Origin of the sequence: Paenibacillus sp. FSL L8-0470, from assembly GCF_038008625.1 — a bacterium.
Taxonomy (GTDB): Bacteria; Bacillota; Bacilli; order Paenibacillales; family Paenibacillaceae; genus Paenibacillus_AQ.
In genome coordinates this window covers 6,345,702-6,366,479 of sequence record NZ_JBBOZM010000001.1, presented here as the reverse complement: position 1 = coordinate 6,366,479, position 20,778 = coordinate 6,345,702, and the positions used below count along the sequence as shown (strand labels likewise).

Sequence of the window (20,778 nt, the reverse complement as noted above, 5' to 3'; positions counted from 1 at the left end):
ATACATGCTCCAGTGCCGAACGCCGGCAGAAGCATATTGAATTTGGGCAAGCTGTGCTAAAATTTGGGGTATCAAGCAGTAAATATCCAACGGATAGCCGGAAGGAGAGAGGGTATGGGCAGAAGATTAAGCTGGTTGTGGCCTGCAAGCTTAAAAAACCGCTTGTTTATCTCTATTCTGCTGTTCGTGCTCATTCCCTCTGCATTCCTGCAGACCCGCAGCATTACGAAGCTGGAGACGATGATGAAGGACAATATCTCCCAGCAAAATACAGCTCAGCTTGCCTTCCTCAAGAACAACATCGAAAGCCTGAAATTCGGCGTGCTCGGTGCGATGCTGCAGCTTGAGCGTGATCCTAATCTGAAGGACCGCCTGGGCCGGAACGGACAGGAGAGCGGGGAAGACCGCAAGCTGCAGATTGAGAACACACTGTTGCTGGTGAAGCAAAGGCTGATGAATGCGGTGGTTCCCGTTCATATTACGCTGCTAGACAAGCAGGGACAGGTATACAACACGCTGGAGGAGGGCTTAACGGTCCTGCCGGTCCGCGGGAGCGAGATCTTGCAGCAGCCTGGATTCTCTGCACTGGTAAGCTCTTCCGAGTCTTACCTATGGAACGTCCACGAACCGGATTATCTGTTGTCGAGCGCACTGCCGGGTACACAATTGTTCTCCCTGTTTGCCAAGCTGCAGGATACGGGCGGCGGAACCTTCGCTTACCTGCGTATTAGTCTCGACATGAAAACCTGGCTGAACTCCATCACCAACGGATTCCAGGTGAAGCAGACATACTACCTGCTGGATGGGAAAGGGCAGCCTATTCTGATGGAGCGCAATGACCGCATCGCCCAGCAGCTGCATGGGATGCTGGCGGCGTTCAAGCAGGATTCCGCCCGTTATTTTACCGATCCGAACGGCCTGTTCATCTATAACGGCATTTATCTGCCCAATATGGATTGGTATCTCATCAACCGCTTTCCACTAGAAGCGCTCTCCGGCAATATTGAGGCGATGAAGCGGCAGGTGATGGTGTCGCTTTTGGTCACAGGAGCCATCTTTGTCCTGATCATGTATGCTATCGTGTCTTCCACAGTCCGTCCGCTGCACAATTTGCAGAAAAAAATGAGCGAACTTGTCGACAAAAATTTAAATGTCAGCATTCCCGAACGTAAATATAGAGGTGAGCTGCTGAGTCTGGCCCGCGCCTTCAATCTGATGACTGGCGATATCCGGAAGCTTATAGAGCGGCTGCGCATGGAGGAACGGCAAAAGGAGGCGATCCGCTTCCAGATGCTGATGTCACAAATGAATCCGCACTTTTTGCTGAACACGCTGAATACAATCAAGTGGAATGCCCGGGGCCACGGTGATACCGGTACCTCGGAGATCTGCCAGAATCTTGGAAAGCTGCTGGAGTCAGGACTAAACAGTGATGCCGATCTGGTCTTCTTAAAAGAAGAAATAGAGTTGATCCGGGCCTATGTCTATATCCAGTCCTTCCGCTATGACCACCGGTTCACTGCCGATTACCGGATCGGCGAGGGGCTGGATTATGCGCTGATTCCCAAATTCAGCCTTCAGCCGCTGGTGGAGAATGCAATTTATCACGGTCTGGTGCACATGAAGGATGGTGGAAGGATCACCATTCTGATCATCGGCACGGGTGACAGGCTGCGGGTGGAGATCGGGGACAACGGACAGGGGCTGGAGCAGGGGGCGGCTGCCTCGGGCAAGAGACGGCGCAAGGGCATCGGACTCAGCAACCTGAGAGAACGGATTCTGCTGCTGTACAAAGGCCGGGGGGAGCTGTATCTCCTGCCGTTGCCGCAGGGAACAGTTGCTGTACTGGATATTCCGCTGCTGAATTCATCGCCTTATGAAGAGGGGGATCACCATGTGGAAAATACTTCTGGTTGAGGATGAGCCGTTCGTCCGCCGCTCGATCCGCCAGGCGATACGATGGGAGGAGCATGGGTTCACCATTGCCGGTGAAGCATCGCACGGGCAGGAGGCGCTGGAGATGATGGCAGAGCATCAACCAGACATTGTGGTATCAGATATATTTATGCCCTACATGGATGGCCTGGAGCTGCTGCAGGCCGCACGCGCCAAGGGTTTCGAAGGCTCATTCATCATGCTAACCTGCGCAGGAGAATTTGAATACGCCAGGCTGGCGCTGGAGCACGGCGCTTCCGGCTATATCCTCAAGCTGTCCATGAGTGATGAGGAACTGCTGCAGGCGCTTAATAAGGCCAAGGCCGGGCTGGTGAAGCAGGCAGAGCAGCAGGACCGCTTGCAATGGCAGTCCTTCCACGAATATGCCGATTGCCTGTGGCGGGAAATGTACGGCAAAGAGCTGTACCCTTACGAGGCGGGCAAACTGGAGGGATTCCGCCGGCTGCTGGAGGCTTCGCCTGGACTGCTGCTGGTTTCTGTATTGAACGGTTCCCGTCCGCTGCAGGTTGAGGAGCTTCAGCATCTGCTGCCTCCAGGGGCTGGTGAAGCTGTGCGCAGCTGCCGGTTTAATCATATGGGGCAGACGACGTTTTTTGTCTGGCCCGGAGAAGCGGCTCGCGGTGCAACGGCGCAGCTCCGTGGACCCATTCGTGAGACGGCGTATGAGGGGCTCCCCGTCATCTGCCGATCCATAACATCTGCCTCCGGGTTGACGGCCGGCTGGCTGCTGAATTTATCCATGCTGGACCGCCACTATTATGGCTGTGTCCAGCCTGCTCGTTTCCCGGAAGCCGTGCCCGGGCTTACCCCTGAATCGTTATCCGTTCCGTGGGAACAGGAGCACGAGGTGATCAGCTGCTTTGAGCGCCTGGAGGTGAAGGAATGCTCCGGCAAGCTTGAGCAGCTCTGGGCCTTCATGCAGACAGCCAACATGCCGATGGCGTCTGTGAAAGAGACGGCGGAACGTCTGGACAAACTGTTTGCACGGATTAGCGGAAAGAACGCGGAACCGCCTGGACCGCTGCTTGATGCTGAGCGCCACTCCGGCCTGCTGGAGCAGATGGACCGGCGGATGCGTGCATACGCCAAGGGTCTCAGCAGGGTGCGTCTGCCGGAGACAGACCATCCCGAGATCAATGCAATGATCCGCTATCTGCTGCAGCACTATGACCAGGACATCTCGCTGCAGGCAATGGCCCATTACGTCAAGATGGATGAGAATTATTTGAGCGGGCTGTTCAAGAAAAAAACCGGGCAGACCTTTATTAACTATTTGCAGCATATCCGGGTGAATGAAGCAAAGTTCTATCTGGAGCAGACCGGGCTCACGGTGGCTGAAATCGGAGAGCGTGTCGGTTTCGCCAACCCCAGCTACTTTTTCAAAATCTTTAAACGCTGGACCGGACTGACGCCCAATGAACACAGGCTGCAGCGAAAGGGTCAGGAAGCCAATTCATAGATCCCGGCGGAGTGTCCCGAAATCCGGGTAGACCTTTCTCAGCTCCCGCTGCTTCACTCATGCCAACTCGAAAAAACGAACCCGTCCTCCGCTTTATTACGGAATACGGGATCGTTTTTTTGTTCAAAGATAATTTATATGTTTCACGCTATAAATTATCCTTCTATTTCTCGCTGAAGCGGATACCGTCCTTTTGAGGACGGCAAAGCCGTTTCCACTTGTGTCCCGCTTGCAGGCCCAATCTTAAAATCGTGCACTGAATCGCTGAGATATGAAGATTACGCCAGTCCGCAGCCATCCGCTATGCTATAAGCAGGCCAAAGAAATAGACGGAGAGGTTGAGTATATGGAACAATCTGTTGTCACTACAAGAAGAAAAGCGGGCAAGTGGTCCATGCGCCGCACATGGGCAGGAATTTGGGGAATGAAGACATTCTACCTGATGCTGCTTCCTTGCCTCATCTGGTATTTCATTTTTAAGTATCTGCCCATGTATGGTGTCGTCATTTCGTTCAAGGATTATAATTTTACAGACGGTATTCTGAACAGCCCTTGGGCTGACCCCTGGTATAAATATTTTAAAATGTTTTTTGATTCCCCATACTTCTCACAGCTGATGACCAATACGCTGCTGATCAGCCTCTACAAGCTGGTGTTTGGCATGCTGCCGTCGATTATCCTGGCGATTCTGATCCATGAATGCCGGATAACCTGGCTGAAACGCTGGGTTCAGACGCTAAGCTATATGCCTCATTTCCTGTCGTGGATTATCATCTACGGGATCTCGGTAGCTTTCTTTTCGGAAACGACCGGGCTGGTTAACCGCTGGATCACGGAAGGCGGAGGGTCGAGCATCCCTTTTCTGAACTCGACGGAATGGTTCCGCAGCATGCTCGTCTCAACAGAAATCTGGAAGGACCTCGGCTGGGGCGCGATCATCTACTTGGCGGCGATCAGCAGTATCGACCCGACGCTGTTTGAAGCGGCAAAGGTGGACGGAGCCAGCCGGCTGCGGATGATCTGGCATATTACACTGCCGGGGATCCGGGGGGTAATCATGCTGCTCCTGATTCTCAAGATTGGCAGCATCATGGATGCCGGCTTCGAGCAGATTTATGTCTTTTATCATCCGCGTGTATATGAGGTTGGCGATATTATCGACACCTGGGTGTACCGTACCGGACTGGAGCAGATGAATTTCAGCCTGGCAACAACAGTCGGACTGTTCAAATCCGTCATCGGCTTCGTGCTGGTGGTCGGTGCCAATAAACTGGCCAAAAGATGGGGGGGCGGAATATGGTAAGCGGAAAATCGGATAGAATCTTCAACACGCTGGTCTATATCCTGCTTGCGGCAGTGGCGGCACTTTCAATTTTTCCGCTGCTCTACGTGATTTCGATGTCACTGACCCCGTACAGCGAGGTTATTAAGAACGGGGGGTTCGTGGTCATTCCCCGAAACATATCCTTTGAGGCGTATCACCGGATTTTGACGGATCCCGCGCTTGGCCGATCCATGCTAATTACGGTGCTGGTGACTACGGCAGGCACCACCATTAATATGATTCTGACTACGCTGGCCGCTTATCCGCTCAGCCGGAGGAATTTGCCGGGACGTACGTTCTTTCTGCTCTTCATCGTCATTACGATGTTGTTTAACGGCGGTCTGATTCCTACCTATCTGGTTGTCCGTTCGCTGGGTATGCTGGATACGATTTGGTCACTCATTGTTCCGGGAGCGATTGCTACCTTTAATGTTTTGATTATGAAAAGCTTTTTCGAGAGCCTGCCGGAGGAACTGTTCGAATCGGCCCGGATGGACGGGGCCAAGGAGTTCCGGATCTTGTGGCAAATTGTGATCCCGCTCTCCATTCCGTCAATGATGACGGTCGGACTGTTCTATATGGTCGGCCATTGGAACTCCTTTTTCTCAGCCGTTCTGTACATTACCGATACCCATCTGCATCCGCTGCAGGTAGTGATCCGCAACATGCTGCTGCTCACCCAATCCAATGAGCTGCAGGCAGAAGTGACAGTGCCTACAGCGGCCATGCAAATGGCGGCCGTTATTGCCGGCAGTCTGCCGATTATCGTGGTGTACCCGTTCATACAGAAGCATTTCACCAAAGGCATGCTGCTGGGAGCCATTAAGGGATAAGGCGGAGCCCCGCAAGGGGTTCCAATTCATTCATAAGCTAGTGCAAGGATAAACTTCTTACAGAAGGCAGGGGTTCAAAATGAAGCAGAGAAACAAACGATTCACGGCTTGGGTCACGGTGGCAGCGGCAACAGCGATGATTGGCGGATGCGGCGGCGCGGATAAAGCACCCGCAGCAACGGAGGGCGGGAATGCAGCTGCGCCCTCAGGTCCGGTGGAGCTTGAAGCGGCAGAGATCAGCTGGGGCACGAGCCTGCCGGCAGACGATTTTATTAAGAAAGCACTGGATGAACAATTGGGAACAAAACTGAAGCTGACACTGGTAGGCGACCAGAGCGATTATGAAAATCAGATGAATGTGCGCGCTGCCTCCAACAACCTGCCTGATTTACTGATGGCTACGAGCAAGGCGCACCTGCAGAAGCTGGCCCAATCCGGTTCGCTGCTTGATCTGACATCCTATATGGAGAAGCTGCCGGAATACACCGCCTTTGTCGGTGAGGAAGTGCTGAAGAAGGGCATAGTGGACGGCAAGCAATATGCGCTGCCCAAAGCGGGACAGTCCATTTCCTACACTTACTGGATTCGGAAGGATTGGCTGGATAATCTGAAATTGCAGCCGCCGACTACAGTCGATGAACTGTTCGAAGTTGCTAAAGCGTTTACAACCGAGGACCCCGACAAGAATGGCAAAAATGACACCTTTGGACTGTCCGGCACGAACTTTCAGACCTTTGAGCCGATTTTCGGCGCTTACGGGATTACGAATATTTTCGACACCTCGCAATTATTTGTCCGTGATGGCAAGGTTGTAAGCACGTTCTACCAGCCGGAAATGAAAGACGTGTTGGCGAAGCTCAAGCAGTTTCTTGATGCCGGGGTCGTAGACCCGGAGATTGTCAGCAACAAGGGCACAATGGCGATCGACAAAGCTTTTCAGGGCAAAGTGGGCATTATTAACACAGAATGGGCGCAAATTATGAAGGATGACAAGGTTGAGGTGTGGAAAGGCGCAAATCCAAAAGCGGAATGGCTGCAGCTGGCGCCGCCCAAGGGGCCGACGGGGATTCAAAATGCCAACTCCCTCAACATCGGTGCTTCCAGCGGGTTGTGGGTCATCCCGAAGAAGCTGGAAAATGAGCCGGATAAGCTGAACAAGGTGCTGGAATTGTTGAACTACGTATCCACGCCTGAAGGCAACCGTCTGGTCCAATACGGAGTGCAGGATACCCACTACACGCTGGATGGAGACAAGGTCGCCATTACGGACAAAGGACGCTCGGATGCTTCTTTCACCTGGTTGTACCAGTTCACGGGCCGCCCAGAAACCGAATATCTCAAGACGAAATTCAGCAATTTGGCCACCTTTATTGATTTCGAGGCCGGACTGCCGCGGATTCAGACGCTGGATGGTTTTGTGTCCAGTCCGCAGGGCTATAATCCCGCAGATGCCAACCGGTTCATTGAGGAGGAAATGATCAAATTCATCTATGGCAAGGCCAAAATAGAGGACTATGACAAATTCCTCAGCACACTGGAAGGAACATTCAGCTACAAAAATTACCTCGACACGGCGGTTGCCCAACTAAAGGAGCTGGGTTACGGGGAGTGACCGTTACACCCTGTAAGGGTGCTTGCGTTCCATCAGACCAAAAGACAGGAAGCTAAATCGCTTCCTGTCTTTTGGTCTTTATTTCATTTACTCTTCATCCGGAAGGTCCGGGGGGAGAGGCCGACCTCTCTTTTGAACATATTGCAGAATTGGGCATCGTTTACAAACCCTGCCGCAGCTGAAACCTCAGCGATTTGCATTTGGGTATGAAGCAGCAGTGATTTCGCATAATTGATCCGCTTTGACAGAAGATAACGGTGCGGAGAATGCCCGAATCTTTCCTTGAATAAATGCCGGAACCTGTCATAGCTGTAGCCGGACATTTCTGCGAGCGATTGAACCGAAAGCTTATGGCGGTAATGCTCGTCCATATAGTTCAGAACATACTGCATCTGATCCTCTGAAGGAGATGGCGTATGTCCCGTGCCAAGCAGCCGCAGCAGATGAACGATGATCTCACTCATCTGCAGATTCATAAGCTCGGTGTAACCATCCCGTTTGCGGGAGAACTCCTCTTTCATCCGCAGCATGATCTGCAGCACGGTCTGATCCTTGTCGTCGTCATAGACTCCGGCTAAAGCGCGGAGATTTGGATGGCCGCAGATAAACCCTACGAACAGAACATCCGCCTCCGGCGTGTGTTTCTCATCATGCTTAAAGTTGGGCGGGATCAGCGCGAATGAATAGGGCCGGAAATGATAGTTGCGGGTCCCCACATTCGAGGAACCAAGCCCCTGGATGTAATAAATCAGTTCGAAGCATTCATGCTGATGCGGAGGGATATAAGTATTAGCTTCATGATCTGCACTTACAATATATAGGACTCGATCCATTGTGATCCTCCGTTATTCTGTCATTTAGCCGAATCGTGCAAAAACCTGACCGAATCCATATAAATATTTGCTGCCTTATTTGTTATGATCGTATCAATTAAACCGAAGATTCGCAACCAGACTGGCCATCTCGTTCGGGAATTACCCGGTTTTTCAAGATTTGTATCCATGTAATGTTTGCTTTTGAAAGTAATTCACTAATTTTCATAGTTTTTATGAATTTGCCGAAACTCAACGGGGTCATCGCTATAACACAAAACGTGCAATTGGGACATTCAGCCATTTCTTTAAGGTAAACCAACTACAAACAGGGGTGTGAACAAAAATGAAAAAGAACGTTCTTGCTTTATTGTTGCTCATGGTAATGGTACTTGTCACGGCTTGCGGAAATAATACGTCCGGCAAAGGAAATACAGCAAATCCCGCAAATGATGCAGAAGGCGGAGAAGCGGCTGCAGGGGACAAGCTCAAGGTCGTGCTGCTGATTCCGGGAACGCTTGGAGATAAATCATTTTTTGACGCGGCCAATAAGGGTCTGCAGAAGGTGAAGGATGAGCTTGGTGCGGAAACCAAGGTTGTAGAAATGGGAACCGACAAGACGAAATGGGAGCCTACGTTTAACGATATCGCCGCCGAGGATTGGGATGTTGTCATTTCAGGCGGATCGGAAATTACAGAGATGTTCAATGCAACGGCTGAAGCCAATCCGGATAAAAAATTCATCAACTATGACACGGACATCGAAGAAGCACCTGCCAATATGTACAACATGTCCTATTCCACCAATGAAGTATCCTTCTTGGCTGGTGCAGCAGCAGCATTGGCTACGCAATCCGATATGCCGAATGCGAATAAGGAGAACATCATCGGGTTTGTAGGCGGAATGGATATTCCCGGAATCAATGCTTTCCTGGTAGGTTACATTCAGGGCGCGCAATATGTTGATCCTGAAGTGAAGGTGGCTGTATCCTATGCGGGCGATTTCGTGAACCCGGCAAAAGGGAAAGAGCTGTCGCTCATTCAATACAACTCCGGCGTGGACATCATCTTCAACGTAGCGGGCGGAACAGGGCTTGGAATCTTCGATGCTGCCAAAGAAAAGACCAAATATGCCATCGGCGTCGATTCCGACCAAGCGATGCTGCTGAAAGATACAGACAACGACAAAGCCAACCTGATCGTTACATCCGCGATAAAAAAGATCGACAGTGCCATCCTTGGAGCAGTGAAGAAGCTGCAGGACGGAACGCTTGAAATGGGCAAACGTGATGTGCTCGGCTTTGTGGAAGACGGCGTGGGCATTGCAGAGAACGAGATCTATAAAAGCGTCTACCCGGCTGACCTGCAGGCCAAAGTTGAAGAAGTGAAGCAGAAGCTCATCAACAAAGAGATTACTGTAGACAATGCAATGGGCATGGAAACCTCGGAAGTTGAAGCTATCCGTAATGCCGTTAAACCTTAATCGGATTTAAGATTTAACATGTTAACTCATGCAGTTGGAATTCTTCCGCAAGAAGATTTCCAGCTGCCTATTTTTGCAGACACCTAAGTTGAAAGGCGTTGATGACCCATGCAGAACGCTCTGCTGGAAATGCGGGGAATTACCAAAGTATATCCAAATGGCGTCGTTGCAAACAAAGACGTTCACTTTTCTCTGCGTGAAGGAGAGATCCATGCGATTGCTGGAGAGAATGGGGCCGGCAAATCGACCCTGATGAAGATCATGTTCGGGATGGAAGAGCCGAGTGAAGGCGAGATCTACATCAGGGGTGAAAAGGTGAAGCTGCAATCCCCCCAAGACGCGATTGACCGGGGCATTGGCATGGTTCATCAGCATTTCATGCTGGTGCCTTCCTTTACCGTAGCCGAGAATATGGTGCTTGGCATGGAGCCGCACAAAGGCGTGAGCTTTAACTACAACGAGGCCGTGCGGTTGACCGAAGAGACGGCGCGTAAATATAATCTCGCGGTGAATGCCAAAGCCAAGGTCGAGGATCTTACCGTCGGCATGAAGCAGAAGGTGGAGATTCTGAAGGCACTGGTGCGCGGTGCCAAAATCCTGATCCTGGACGAGCCGACAGCGGTGCTGACTCCGCAGGAAACGGAAGAGCTGTTCCATGAGCTGCAGCAGCTTAGGGAGCAGGGTCATACGATTGTGTTTATTTCGCACAAGCTGAAGGAGGTCAAAGCGATCTGCGACCGGATTTCGATCATGCGCGGCGGCAGAAGCGAAGGCGTCTTTCAGACGAAGGATGTAACGGAGCAGGAAATTTCGCGGCTGATGGTGGGCCGGGATGTGGTCCTGAAATATGACAAGGACAACGTGGCTCTTGGGAACTCCGTGCTTTCGGTAGAGAGCCTGGGTGTCCATGACAGTCAGGGCAAGGCGCTACTGTCAGACATTAATTTCTCTGTCCGCGCAGGGCAGATTGTCGGAATCGCCGGAGTGGAAGGCAATGGGCAGTCGCAGCTGATTGAGGCTCTGACAGGCGGACTTCGCGGAGTGTCTTGTACCGGATCAGTCAAGGTAAAAGGGACGGAGGTCCGGGAATCAGATATTCGTGACATCCGCAGCCTGGGCGTTTCTTATATCCCGGAGGACCGGATGCGGCAGGGCTCAGCCGGGGAGGCGAGCATTTCCGATAACCTGATCTCTACCCGTTACCGCTCCAAGGATATGAATAAAGGGCCTCTTCTGCATGGCTCCAGAATTGCCAGCCTGGCCGCGTCACTGGTAGAGGAGTTCAAAGTGCGCTGTTCAGGACCGCAGCAGCCGATTGCCATGCTGTCGGGAGGAAATATGCAGAAGGTTGTAGTGGCGCGGGAATGTTCGACCGGACCGGAGCTGCTGATTGCCGAGCAGCCGACCCGGGGCGTGGATATCGGCGCGGCCCAGTTCATTCACCAGAAGCTGCTGGAGCTGCGTTCCGGCAGCTGTGCCATTGTGCTGGTGTCGGCGGACTTGAATGAAATTCTGGAGCTGAGCGATCAGTTGCTCGTGATGTATGAAGGTCAGATTGTTGCCTGCTTCGATGAGCCTTCTAAGGTCAGCGAAGAGGAGCTCGGACTATATATGCTGGGGATCAACCGGCAGGATAAGCAGCACACCGGGAGGGCCGAAAACCATGTTTAAAGTCAAATATTTTGAGGCAATCCGAACTACAGCGGTCATATTGATTGCCCTGGTCATCGCCTTTATGATCATCTCGCTGGTCAGTGACCAGCCGCTCAAGACGATTGGCATTTTCTTATGGGAGCCTATTTCCACGAAAGGGCATATCGGCAACGTGATCGAGATGGCCATTCCGCTGATGTTCACGGGTCTGGCCGTCTCCCTGCTGTTCCGGGCCAATATGTTCAACCTTGGTGCTGAAGGAATCTTTTATTTCTCCGGGGTAGTGACCTCGGTGCTGGCGGTCCATTTGACCCTGAACAGCTGGATTCATCCGCTTGTGGCGATTGCAGCCGGTTCGATTGTAGGTGCTTTGCTGTCGGCGATTCCCGGAATTCTCAAGGCCAAGTGGAATGCCAACGAACTCGTTACCTCTTTAATGTTCAACAATATCCTGTTCGGGATTGGCCTGTATCTGCTCAACTATCATCTTCGTGATGCCAAGGCATTCGCCAACGTTTCTTTTAAATTCGAGAAGACGGCGCAGCTGGATAAAATCTTTCAGGGAACCCGGATTCATACCGGCCTTATTATCGTGCTGGTGCTTATTGTGCTCGCCCATCTGTTCCTTTACAAAACCAAGTGGGGCTATGAGCTGCGGATGACCGGTGTGAACCGGGAGTTTGCCCGCTACTCGGGAATGAAGACCGCCAAGGTCATCATCCTCGTCCACCTGATTGCAGGATTTATCGCCGGCATGGGCGGATCGGTGGAGGTGCTGGGGATGTACAACCGGTTCCAGTGGACCTCACTGCCGGGTTACGGTATGGACGGTGCACTTGTTGCGATGCTGGCCAAAAATAACCCGCTGTCCGTGATTGCCTCGGCGCTTTTCCTTGCGTATATCCGTATTGGAGCGGATCTGATGGCACGCCTGTCCGATGTGCCTTCCGAGATGATCTCGATCATCCAGGCTGTCATTATTCTGCTGATTTCCGCTGAACAGTTCCTGAAATTCTGGAAAAACCGGATGCTGCTGAAGGAGGCGAAAAATAACGCATGAACAGCCTGCTGGATGTTATTTTTACCACGGACTTTGCGTTCTCTCTGCTGCGTGTAACGACGCCAATTCTGTTCGCCGCGCTGGGTGCGCTGATCTCAAACCGGGCGGGGATTATCAATATCGGGATGGAAGGGATCATGCTGGTGTCCGCCTTGGCCGGTGTTATTGTAAGTGCCTATAGCCACAGTGCCTGGATAGGGCTGCTCGGTGCGGTGCTGTCGGGGACGGTCATCGCCGGAATTCTGGCTTTTTTCACCCTGAGATTCAAGACGCATATCATTCTCGGCGGTGTGGCGATCAACATGTTCGCATCCGGAGGGACGGTATTTATCCTGTATCTGCTCAGCGGGGACAAGGGTTCTTCCACCTCCCTGGCGAGCAAGGTGCTGCCGAGTGTGCAGATTCCGCTGCTGAAGGATATTCCGGTGCTTGGCCCGATCCTCTCGGGTCACCATATTCTGACCTACTTCTCTATACTGTCTGTGCTGATCGTCTATTACCTGCTGAACCGTACACCGCTTGGCCTGCGCATCCGTTCCGTAGGGGAGAATCCGCATGCGGCCCAGTCGGTTGGTGTCAGTGTGATCAAGATTCAATATGCGGCTCTGCTGCTTAGCGGATTTTTTGCCAGCCTGGGCGGCGCTTATATGTCGATGGGTTATCTGTCGCTCTTTACCCGCGATATGATTGCAGGCCGGGGCTGGATTGCTATTGCGGCAGAATCAATGGGCCGGAGCACAACGGTCGGAACGGCGCTTACCTCACTCCTGTTCGGGGCGGCTGATGCACTATCCAATGCGCTCCAGGTGCTGAAGATCCCGGCAGAGCTGATTGCGACGCTTCCTTATGTGGCAACGGTCATCGGCCTGGTGATTTACGCGGTCTCCGAGACCCGGAAGAAGAACCGCAAAATAAAAACTACGACCACGAAATAATTCAGAATTCAGATACACACACAAGGGAGCGAACGTTATGCCAACACCTATAATTATTGACTGCGATCCCGGGCATGATGACGCGATTGCCATTCTGCTCGCGCTGGCTCATCCGGAGAAGCTGGAGATCCGGGGAATTACGACGGTTGGCGGCAACCAGATTCTGGACAAAATTACCGACAACGCGTTGAAGGTGCTCAGCTTTGTAAATGCCGACATTCCTGTGGCCAAAGGAGCAGTGGGACCGCTGCTTGGCAAGCTGGTTACGGGCGCAGAAGCGCATGGGGAATCCGGGATGGATGGCCCGGCGCTTCCGGCCAGCACATTCAAGCCTGTAGATCAGGGGGCGGTAGAATTTATGCTGGATATTATCCGCTCTTCGGAGGAGAAGATTACACTTGTGCCGATGGCACCTTTAACGAATATAGCCCTGCTGATCACTGCTTACCCAGAGGTGAAGGAAAGAATTGAGAAAATTTCACTGATGGGCGGCGGCTTGTCATACGGAAATGTAACAGTGACCGCAGAGTTCAACATTTATGTTGATCCGGAGGCAGCCCGGATCGTCTATGAATCCGGTATTCCGATTGTGATGAGCGGTCTGGATGTGACGGATCAGGCGGCTATATTTGAGGATGAAATTCTCGAACTGAAACGCCGGGGACCGGTCTCCGTCATGGTAGGGGAGCTGCTTGATTTCTATTCGATATATGGCAAAAAAATGGGCTATGTCGGCAACGCGCTGCATGATCCGTGTGCCGTGGCCTGGCTGCTGCATCCGGAGCTGTTCGAATCACAACATTTGTATGTCACGGTGGAGACGGAAGGTAAGCTGACCCGTGGGATGACCGTGGCCGACAGAAGGAAGAAACCGGACCGCGCCGCGAACACGGAGGTGCTGCTGGGGATCGACCGGGAAGCATTCATGAAGCTGCTGTTTGATTCGCTGGACAGACTTGACCGTGAGCTTCTGCTTGCGTCCGGGGGGAACTAGCGGATGGCTGGATGGGAACAGCTTCAGGAGACGGTCCGGCTGGAACTGCTGCAGCGGATGGAAGAAGGCTGCCAGGCCGGCAGTCTGACCGAGAAGCTTGCCGCCGCCGGAAGCGATGAAATGAAGCTTATGGAGGTATACCGCGAGCTGATGGAGCTCAAGGTAGCTGAGGATTTCCCGTACCGGGAGCCGTCGGGTCTTGCGGAAATCCGCAGCCTGCGCCCGGATGGACCGCGGAAGCTTGACGCCCGGTGGAGTCCTGCGGAGTGGAGGGACAAGTTCTACGGGGCTTGGCTGGGCAGAAGTGTCGGCTGTGCACTGGGCAAGCCGCTGGAATATTGGGATTACCTGTATGGCAAAGACGGCCGGCCGGGCTGGCAGAATATTGAGCTGTGGTTCCAGGGTGCAGACGCGTGGCCGATTACCGGCTATACCCCGGAGCATTCACGGGCGGAGAAGGAATACGGTCTGGGCTTAAGCGGCTGGTCCTTTACCAGCACCCGGGAGACTATCCGGTACATGGAGAGTGACGACGATATCCGCTATACGGTCCTCGGTCTGATGCTGCTGGAGCAGAAAGGCTTGGACTGGGATTCATGGGATGTCGGCAAGCTATGGCATGGAAACCTGACGTATAGCCAGGTCTGCACAGCAGAGACCCAGGCCTATATGAATTTTGCCCGGGAAACTTCCCATATGCATGGAGAAAAGCCGGCGGATTGGCCCCAGCGGCAGGAACGTGTGCGCATGTTTCTCAATCCGTACCGCGAATGGATCGGCGCCGCAATACGCGCGGACGGTTTGGCCTACGGGGCGGCCGGGTATCCGGAGCTCGCGGCGGAGCTGGGCTGGCGGGACGCTTCGTTCTCGCATGTGAAGAACGGAATCTACGGCGAGATGCTGAATGCCGCGATGATATCCGCCGCCTTCGCCGAGCAGGATAACGAGCGCATCCTGGAGATCGGGCTCAGCGAGATCCCAAGCACAAGCCGTCTGGCCAGCGATGTGAAACGCGGAATCGATATTGGCCGGAAGGCCAAAAGCGAACGTGAGCTGGTGAGCAAAGTCTGGGATCAATTCAGTCATTATGATCCGGTGCACACCAATAATAATGCTGCGCTGGTCGCCGCCTCACTTGTCTATGGCGGCAATGATTTCGAGAAGGCCGTAGTCACCTCTGTGTACGGCGGGATGGATACGGATTGCAACGGCGCCACAGTAGGCTCGATTATGGGAGCGAAGCTTGGCGCGAAGGAGCTGCCGGCGAGCTGGACAACGCCGCTGAATGACACACTATACGCCGATCTGCCCGGCTTCCATCCGATAGCCATTTCGGAATGCGCCGAGCGGAGTTATCAGGTATTTCTGAAGATCCGCAAGGAGCTTGAGACACAAGAACAGCAAGTTTGAGTGAAACATAGGGATGTTCCACAGCCTTGAAAAGAAGGCCGGGAACATCCCTTTTTGTTCCGAAGGATTTGCGGCTCCTGCGGGGGAGCATCTTGGGAAATTCCCAAAATTTACTGAAATGGGAAGTTCTATTGGATACAGTATATATGCCCAGAGCCTATTCCATAACTCGGTCTATCTGTGTTAGCATGATCTATAGTAATTTTGCTATCGTATCTGTCTATAAAAAAAAGGATATGAAGGAGCGAGACTCATGCTGAAAGTCATGCTTGTTGACGATGAACCGTGGGTTCTTGAAGGTCTGAGAACGATGGTGAATTGGAAGAAGTTCGGTTTTGAGATATGCGGGGAAGCCTTGAACGGCCCGGATGCGCTCAGGCTTATCCAGGAGCAGAAACCGGATTTAGTATTAACGGATATCAATATGCCTGTATTCAATGGTCTCGAATTGATTGCCAAGCTGAATGTAAGTATGGCCATGCCGCCAAAGTTTGTCATTCTAAGCGGTTATGATGATTTCCAGTATGCCCGGACCGCGCTCCGTCAACGGGTGGATCAATACCTGCTGAAGCCGATTGACGACGAAGAAATCGAGTCCTTGCTGGGCAAGATGCAAACGATCATCCAAAATGAAATCGCTTCCAATGTGGATCGTCAGAAAAAGCGGGCATTTATCGTAAATAATCTGATCACTCGCCTGATTCAGGGTGAGCATAGTGAAGAGCTGCGGATGATGGCGGTCAATCTGCTGAACCTGCAGCCGGATACGGAGCTGGTATGCATTCTTATCGCCCCGCCTTATACCGCCGTCGATATCGACCAGCGCCTAAACGATTATTTCCCCTGGGAATCCACTTGTTTCTTTCAGGATGCGGCGGGCAGGTCGGGCATGATGATTCAGTCGGCTTCGATCAGCTGCGATAGTCTGGCGGAGAATGCCAGACGGCTCCAGAAAGCACTTGCGGAACAGCTGCTTGAGCCGGCAGCCATTATGATCAGTGACAGAATGACCGGGATAGAGTCCATGCGGGAAATTTATTCGCAGACGCTTGAAGTATGGAAGCTGAAGTACCACCGGGAGAAGGGCGGAGTCTTTTTTTATAGTGACCTCAAGAGAATGAGTGCAGGGACGGAGCTTCAGAATGACAGTCTGGAGAGGCTGCTGGAGAAGGTAAAGGCTAACGATACGGCTGGAATTGAACCCGGCATCAGGGAACTGTTCGCTTCTTTTGCAGAACAGCTGCTGACTGTTGAAGCGGTGCAGGCTCAGGTGGCTCACCTGGAGATGACGTTATGCCGGCTGCTGGCGGAGATGAACGGGGACCCGGCTATCCTTATGAACGAGCTTCAGAAGGAATATGGAGAACTCGGCAGTCTCGGCGATTATTTTATGCTGGGCAAATATGCGGATGGACTATGCAGGCAGACAGCTGTCTATCTGGCAGAGCTGCACAGCGCCAATGAAGGGAATACGATTTTTAACGTTATCCAGTATGTCGATCTTGAATTCCGCAACAAGCTGCAGCTTCAGGAGCTGGCGAGGCATTTCCACATGAATTCCGCTTATTTGGGACAGCTGTTCCGTAAAGAGACCGGCCGCAGCTTCAGCGAGTATTTGAATGAGAAACGGATTGAAGCCGCGAAAGGACTTCTTAAGCGGACGCAGCTGAAAATATCTGATATTGCCCTTCAAGTGGGGTTCTCCAATACGGATTATTTTATCGACAAATTCAAGCTGATCGTGGGTGTTGTGCCCTCGGTCTATAAAAATGCCAAAAAGAATAAGCAGCTCTAAGAAAGCCGGGTGCATGAGGCGTGGAAACCAAAAAAGTAAAAAGATTCGGAAATATCGTCAACGACATTCCGCTGAATTATAAGTTCATCCTCATTTACATCGTGGGTGTGCTGTTGCCGATTATGGTGATCAATCTGGTCTTTCTGGACCGGATCTCGGATTTGATCAAATCAAGGGAGCAGCAGAACCTGGAGATTTCTTTGGAGCGGGCGCGAAAGGACGTTCATGATTTTATCGAAGGTGGTGTAGCTGTCAGCTACACGCTGTCTGCGGATAAGAGTCTGTATGAAATGCTGGACCGGACGTATAAGGACTCGATTGACTTTTACAGTACCTATGATGAGCAGCTGCGGGACCGGCTCAACAGCTATATGCCGGTGAATAATCAGATCGAGCGGATCAGTGTGTTCACCAATAATACATCGATTGTGTCCGGCGGCAACTATCAGATCATGAACCAGAAGGTCTGGAAGAGCGAATGGTACAAGCAGGCGAAAGCATCGGGCAACCGGGTTATTGTCACCGCTTACAGGACTAGCGAGAATGAGCTCAGTACCTCCTCCATTCCCACACTTAGCGTAGTTGAGCAGATGGACAATTACAGCTCACTGAATAAATTTGATAAGCTGCTGCGGATTGATCTGGATCTAAGTGAAATTTACGACATCATTGTCAGGGAAAAGGACTATCTTAGCCTATACCTGGTCAATGAGCAGAATCAGATCGTCATGTCAGCGGACGGCGGTTACCAGCGGGTGACAAATGAGCCGTATCCGCTGTTCAAACAGCTGGATGACGGCCAGCAGGAGGACCTTCATGTTGTGGCTGTGGGTACAGCCAATTACCTCAAGGGCTGGAGAATCATTGGAATTACCCAGGGAGAGCGGCTTACCCAGGCCATTCTGGATATGCAGCTGTATGCGGCAGTTCTGGCCACTACAGTCACCTTACTGACCTCCTGCTTTATCTACGTGATGTTAAGATCCTATAATTACCGCGTAAAACGGCTGTCCAGACATATGCAGAAGGTATCGAACGAAAAGTTTGAGCTGATCCGCATCGACGAGGGCCGGGATGAGATCGGCGGCCTGATCCATAATTTCAACCGGATGACCTCCAGGATCAATTCGTTGATTAATGATGTGTATAAGCTGGAGATTCAGAGCAAGAATCTGGAGATGGAGCGGGTCAGGGCGGAGCTCAATTTCCTGCAAAGCCAGATGAACCCGCATTTTCTGTTCAACACCTTAAATGCAATTCTTGTGGTCTGCACCAAAAACAACTACTCCGATGTGACAGATATTGTGAAGAGCCTGTCGAAGCTGCTGCGCAGGCTGCTCAGCTGGAAGGAGGATGTGGTGTCGGTGCAGGAGGAGATGTTGTTTATTGAAATGTATCTGAAGATTGAAAAGTTCAGGTTCAGGGATAAATTTGACTATCAGTTTGACATTGATGAGCAGGCGCTGCGGTACAAGATTCCCAAGCTGAGCATGCAGCCGCTTGTGGAGAATTCCTGCAAGCACGGCCTGCAGACCATAGAGGGGCTTGGCATTATTAAAGTGAAAGCTGCAGTTCAGGATAACCGCCTGCAGATCACGGTTTCGGATAACGGCAAAGGGATGGAAGCCGCGAAGCTGAAAGAGCTGCTGTCCGCGATCTCCACGGAGGACTCCTCTGGAGCGAACATCGGACTCCGCAACGTGTACCGCAGACTGGAGCTGAATTATGCGGATCAGGTCCGCTTTGAGATTGTCAGTGCGCCGGACCAGGGGACTATAGTTTCCTTCGGTATCCCGCTTAAGCTGCTTGAACAAATTAGTCCGCCGGGAAATGAGGGGAACTTATGAAGTATAAAGTGCTGTTGATTGATGATGAGCCGAGTGCCCTGGAGGGTATGCTGCTGTGGATTGATTGGCAGGAGCTGGGGTTCGAGGTGTGCGGAACCAGCAGCAATGGCAGGGAAGGGCTGCAGCAGATGAAAGAGCTAGAGCCGGATCTGGTCATTACGGATGTGAATATGCCGCTGCTGAACGGGCTGGAGATGATTGCCGCCTGGCAGCGGGAGGGCCAAAGAGAGATTAAATTTGCCATATTGAGCGGCTACAGCGAGTTCGAATATGCCCAGACAGCTATCCGGTATGGCATTAACCATTATCTGCTCAAACCGGTATTTCCGGAAGAGGCGGCGGAGGAATTGCGGGAAATACATCAGGAGCTGAAGCAGGAGACCCGCAGCCGGATGATGAATCTGATCGCGGCGTCGGAGGAGAGCAGTACTCTTATTAAGGAACTGCTGAATGAAAATCCGGTGGACAAGACCTATACTGCGCTGTATGCCAGGCTGTCGGAGGGTATCAGCTACTGGAACCTGTGCCTGATTCAAAGTACGCCGGAAATGTACGCGGAGGTAAGAGAAAAGGCGGCATCCCTACTGACCGGGAAAGCTGCCATGTATTTGATTGATCTGGAGGCGGGAAGCTTCGGCATTGTGTACGGGAGTTCCCCGCATGCCGTGGAGGGCGACGGCATTCATGAGCTGACGCTTGCCTTGCGTGAGGCGTACCCCGGCCAGCCCTTATTTATTGCAGGTGGATACTGTGAAGAATCCTTATGCTATATAGCGAACTGCTACCGGACGGCCAAAGAAGCGCTTATGCATTACTTCTACCAGCCGGAGAATCCCGGATTGTTGGCCTATCGGGAGATCCGTGAACAGACATTCAGCTATCACTATGATCCTATCCGGCTAATCGATGCCTTGCTCAGCCCGGTCAATACCTTGGATATTGCCGGTTACCGCCAGGCAGTTGAAGCGGCAGCCCGCGGCTTTCGGGAGAAGCGGGTCGCCCCGGAGGTAGTGAAGAAGTTTGCAATTCATATTATGTACCGCATACAGGAGCTGACCCCTGAAGCGGGCGGAGAACACGGGGAGAATGCGGCCAAGGCCTATAAGCTTCCTGAAATTCAGCATTCCATGATGAGTTTGAGCGGGCTAATGGACCACCTGCGGGTCTTCGGCGAGAGCAGTATTGAACTGCTTCTGCAGGAGCAGGACAAGTGCTCGCACGGGATTGTGCGGGAGATCAATCAGTATATGCAGCAGCATTACCGTGAAAGCCTGAGCATTCAGAAGCTGGCAGAAGTCTTTTTCCTGCACCCGGTTTATCTGGGACAGCTGCTAATGAAGAAGAACGGAATTAACTTCAATGAGCAGCTTCATAACCTGCGGATTGCGGAGGCTTCGCTGCTGCTGCGTGAGCATAAATTAAAGCTTTCAGAAATTGCCGAGCAGGTGGGCTATGCCAATTATGGACAGTTTCTGAAGCAATTTGAGAAGAAAATGCATATGGGTCCGAATGAATACCGGAATGCAAAGTTCTAAACTTTTTGGGGATACACCTTTAATTCAGTCGTATTTTACAGGTATTATCACCTCTATAATTTATGAATGT

Annotated in this window: 15 protein-coding genes; 14 read left to right on the top strand and 1 reads right to left on the bottom strand. The window is 52.1% G+C overall.

Going from position 1 to position 20,778, the window contains the following annotated elements; all coding sequences use genetic code 11:
- Positions 1-114 precede the first annotated feature (114 nt).
- From NST99_RS28905 to NST99_RS28885, 5 genes are all read left to right on the top strand, one after another.
- Entirely contained in the window at positions 115-1,917 is a 1,803-nt protein-coding gene (locus NST99_RS28905) for a sensor histidine kinase (protein WP_341096332.1), read from the top strand.
- Positions 1,895-3,415, top strand: a complete 1,521-nt coding sequence (locus NST99_RS28900; protein ID WP_341096330.1) for a response regulator — start codon at positions 1,895-1,897, stop codon at positions 3,413-3,415. Before NST99_RS28905 ends, NST99_RS28900 begins: the two co-directional genes overlap by 23 nt.
- A 394-nt stretch (positions 3,416-3,809) precedes the next feature.
- The gene (locus NST99_RS28895) at positions 3,810-4,718 is read left to right on the top strand and encodes an ABC transporter permease (protein WP_231578518.1); all 909 of its coding nucleotides are present in this window, start codon (positions 3,810-3,812) and stop codon (positions 4,716-4,718) included.
- Positions 4,712-5,572, top strand: a complete 861-nt coding sequence (locus tag NST99_RS28890; protein ID WP_038596454.1) for a carbohydrate ABC transporter permease — start codon at positions 4,712-4,714, stop codon at positions 5,570-5,572. Before NST99_RS28895 ends, NST99_RS28890 begins: the two co-directional genes overlap by 7 nt.
- 79 nt (positions 5,573-5,651) lie before the next feature.
- Positions 5,652-7,184 (top strand): extracellular solute-binding protein, encoded by a 1,533-nt coding sequence (locus NST99_RS28885; RefSeq protein WP_341096329.1) that lies wholly within the window; start codon positions 5,652-5,654, stop codon positions 7,182-7,184.
- Positions 7,185-7,267: 83 nt separating this feature from the next.
- On the opposite strand, the gene NST99_RS28880 is transcribed toward NST99_RS28885, so the two are convergent.
- Complete coding sequence (locus NST99_RS28880) at positions 7,268-8,017, bottom strand: AraC family transcriptional regulator (protein ID WP_038596451.1); 750 nt, start codon at positions 8,015-8,017, stop codon at positions 7,268-7,270.
- Between the two features lie 325 nt (positions 8,018-8,342).
- On the opposite strand from NST99_RS28880, the gene NST99_RS28875 reads away from it, so the two are divergent.
- The 9 genes from NST99_RS28875 (at position 8,343) to NST99_RS28835 (ending at position 20,708) form a co-directional block, all read left to right on the top strand.
- Positions 8,343-9,479 (top strand): BMP family ABC transporter substrate-binding protein, encoded by a 1,137-nt coding sequence (locus NST99_RS28875; protein ID WP_341096326.1) that lies wholly within the window; start codon positions 8,343-8,345, stop codon positions 9,477-9,479.
- Positions 9,480-9,587: 108 nt separating this feature from the next.
- The gene (locus tag NST99_RS28870; RefSeq protein ID WP_341096324.1) at positions 9,588-11,150 is read left to right on the top strand and encodes an ABC transporter ATP-binding protein; all 1,563 of its coding nucleotides are present in this window, start codon (positions 9,588-9,590) and stop codon (positions 11,148-11,150) included.
- Entirely contained in the window at positions 11,143-12,192 is a 1,050-nt protein-coding gene (locus NST99_RS28865) for an ABC transporter permease (protein WP_341096322.1), read from the top strand. The genes NST99_RS28870 and NST99_RS28865 overlap by 8 nt, the downstream gene beginning before the upstream one ends.
- A complete protein-coding gene (locus tag NST99_RS28860; RefSeq protein WP_341096320.1) occupies positions 12,189-13,127 on the top strand; it encodes an ABC transporter permease in 939 nt (312 codons plus the stop codon). The genes NST99_RS28865 and NST99_RS28860 overlap by 4 nt, the downstream gene beginning before the upstream one ends.
- A gap of 37 nt (positions 13,128-13,164) precedes the next feature.
- The gene (locus tag NST99_RS28855; RefSeq protein WP_341096318.1) at positions 13,165-14,121 is read left to right on the top strand and encodes a nucleoside hydrolase; all 957 of its coding nucleotides are present in this window, start codon (positions 13,165-13,167) and stop codon (positions 14,119-14,121) included.
- A 3-nt stretch (positions 14,122-14,124) separates the two neighbouring features.
- Entirely contained in the window at positions 14,125-15,531 is a 1,407-nt protein-coding gene (locus tag NST99_RS28850) for an ADP-ribosylglycohydrolase family protein (protein WP_341096316.1), read from the top strand.
- A gap of 253 nt (positions 15,532-15,784) precedes the next feature.
- Positions 15,785-17,326, top strand: coding sequence for a response regulator (locus NST99_RS28845; protein WP_341096315.1), 1,542 nt, complete (start codon positions 15,785-15,787; stop codon positions 17,324-17,326).
- A 20-nt stretch (positions 17,327-17,346) separates the two neighbouring features.
- Entirely contained in the window at positions 17,347-19,173 is a 1,827-nt protein-coding gene (locus tag NST99_RS28840; RefSeq protein WP_341096313.1) for a cache domain-containing sensor histidine kinase, read from the top strand.
- Positions 19,170-20,708, top strand: coding sequence for a response regulator transcription factor (locus NST99_RS28835; RefSeq protein ID WP_341096311.1), 1,539 nt, complete (start codon positions 19,170-19,172; stop codon positions 20,706-20,708). Before NST99_RS28840 ends, NST99_RS28835 begins: the two co-directional genes overlap by 4 nt.
- Positions 20,709-20,778 lie beyond the last annotated feature (70 nt).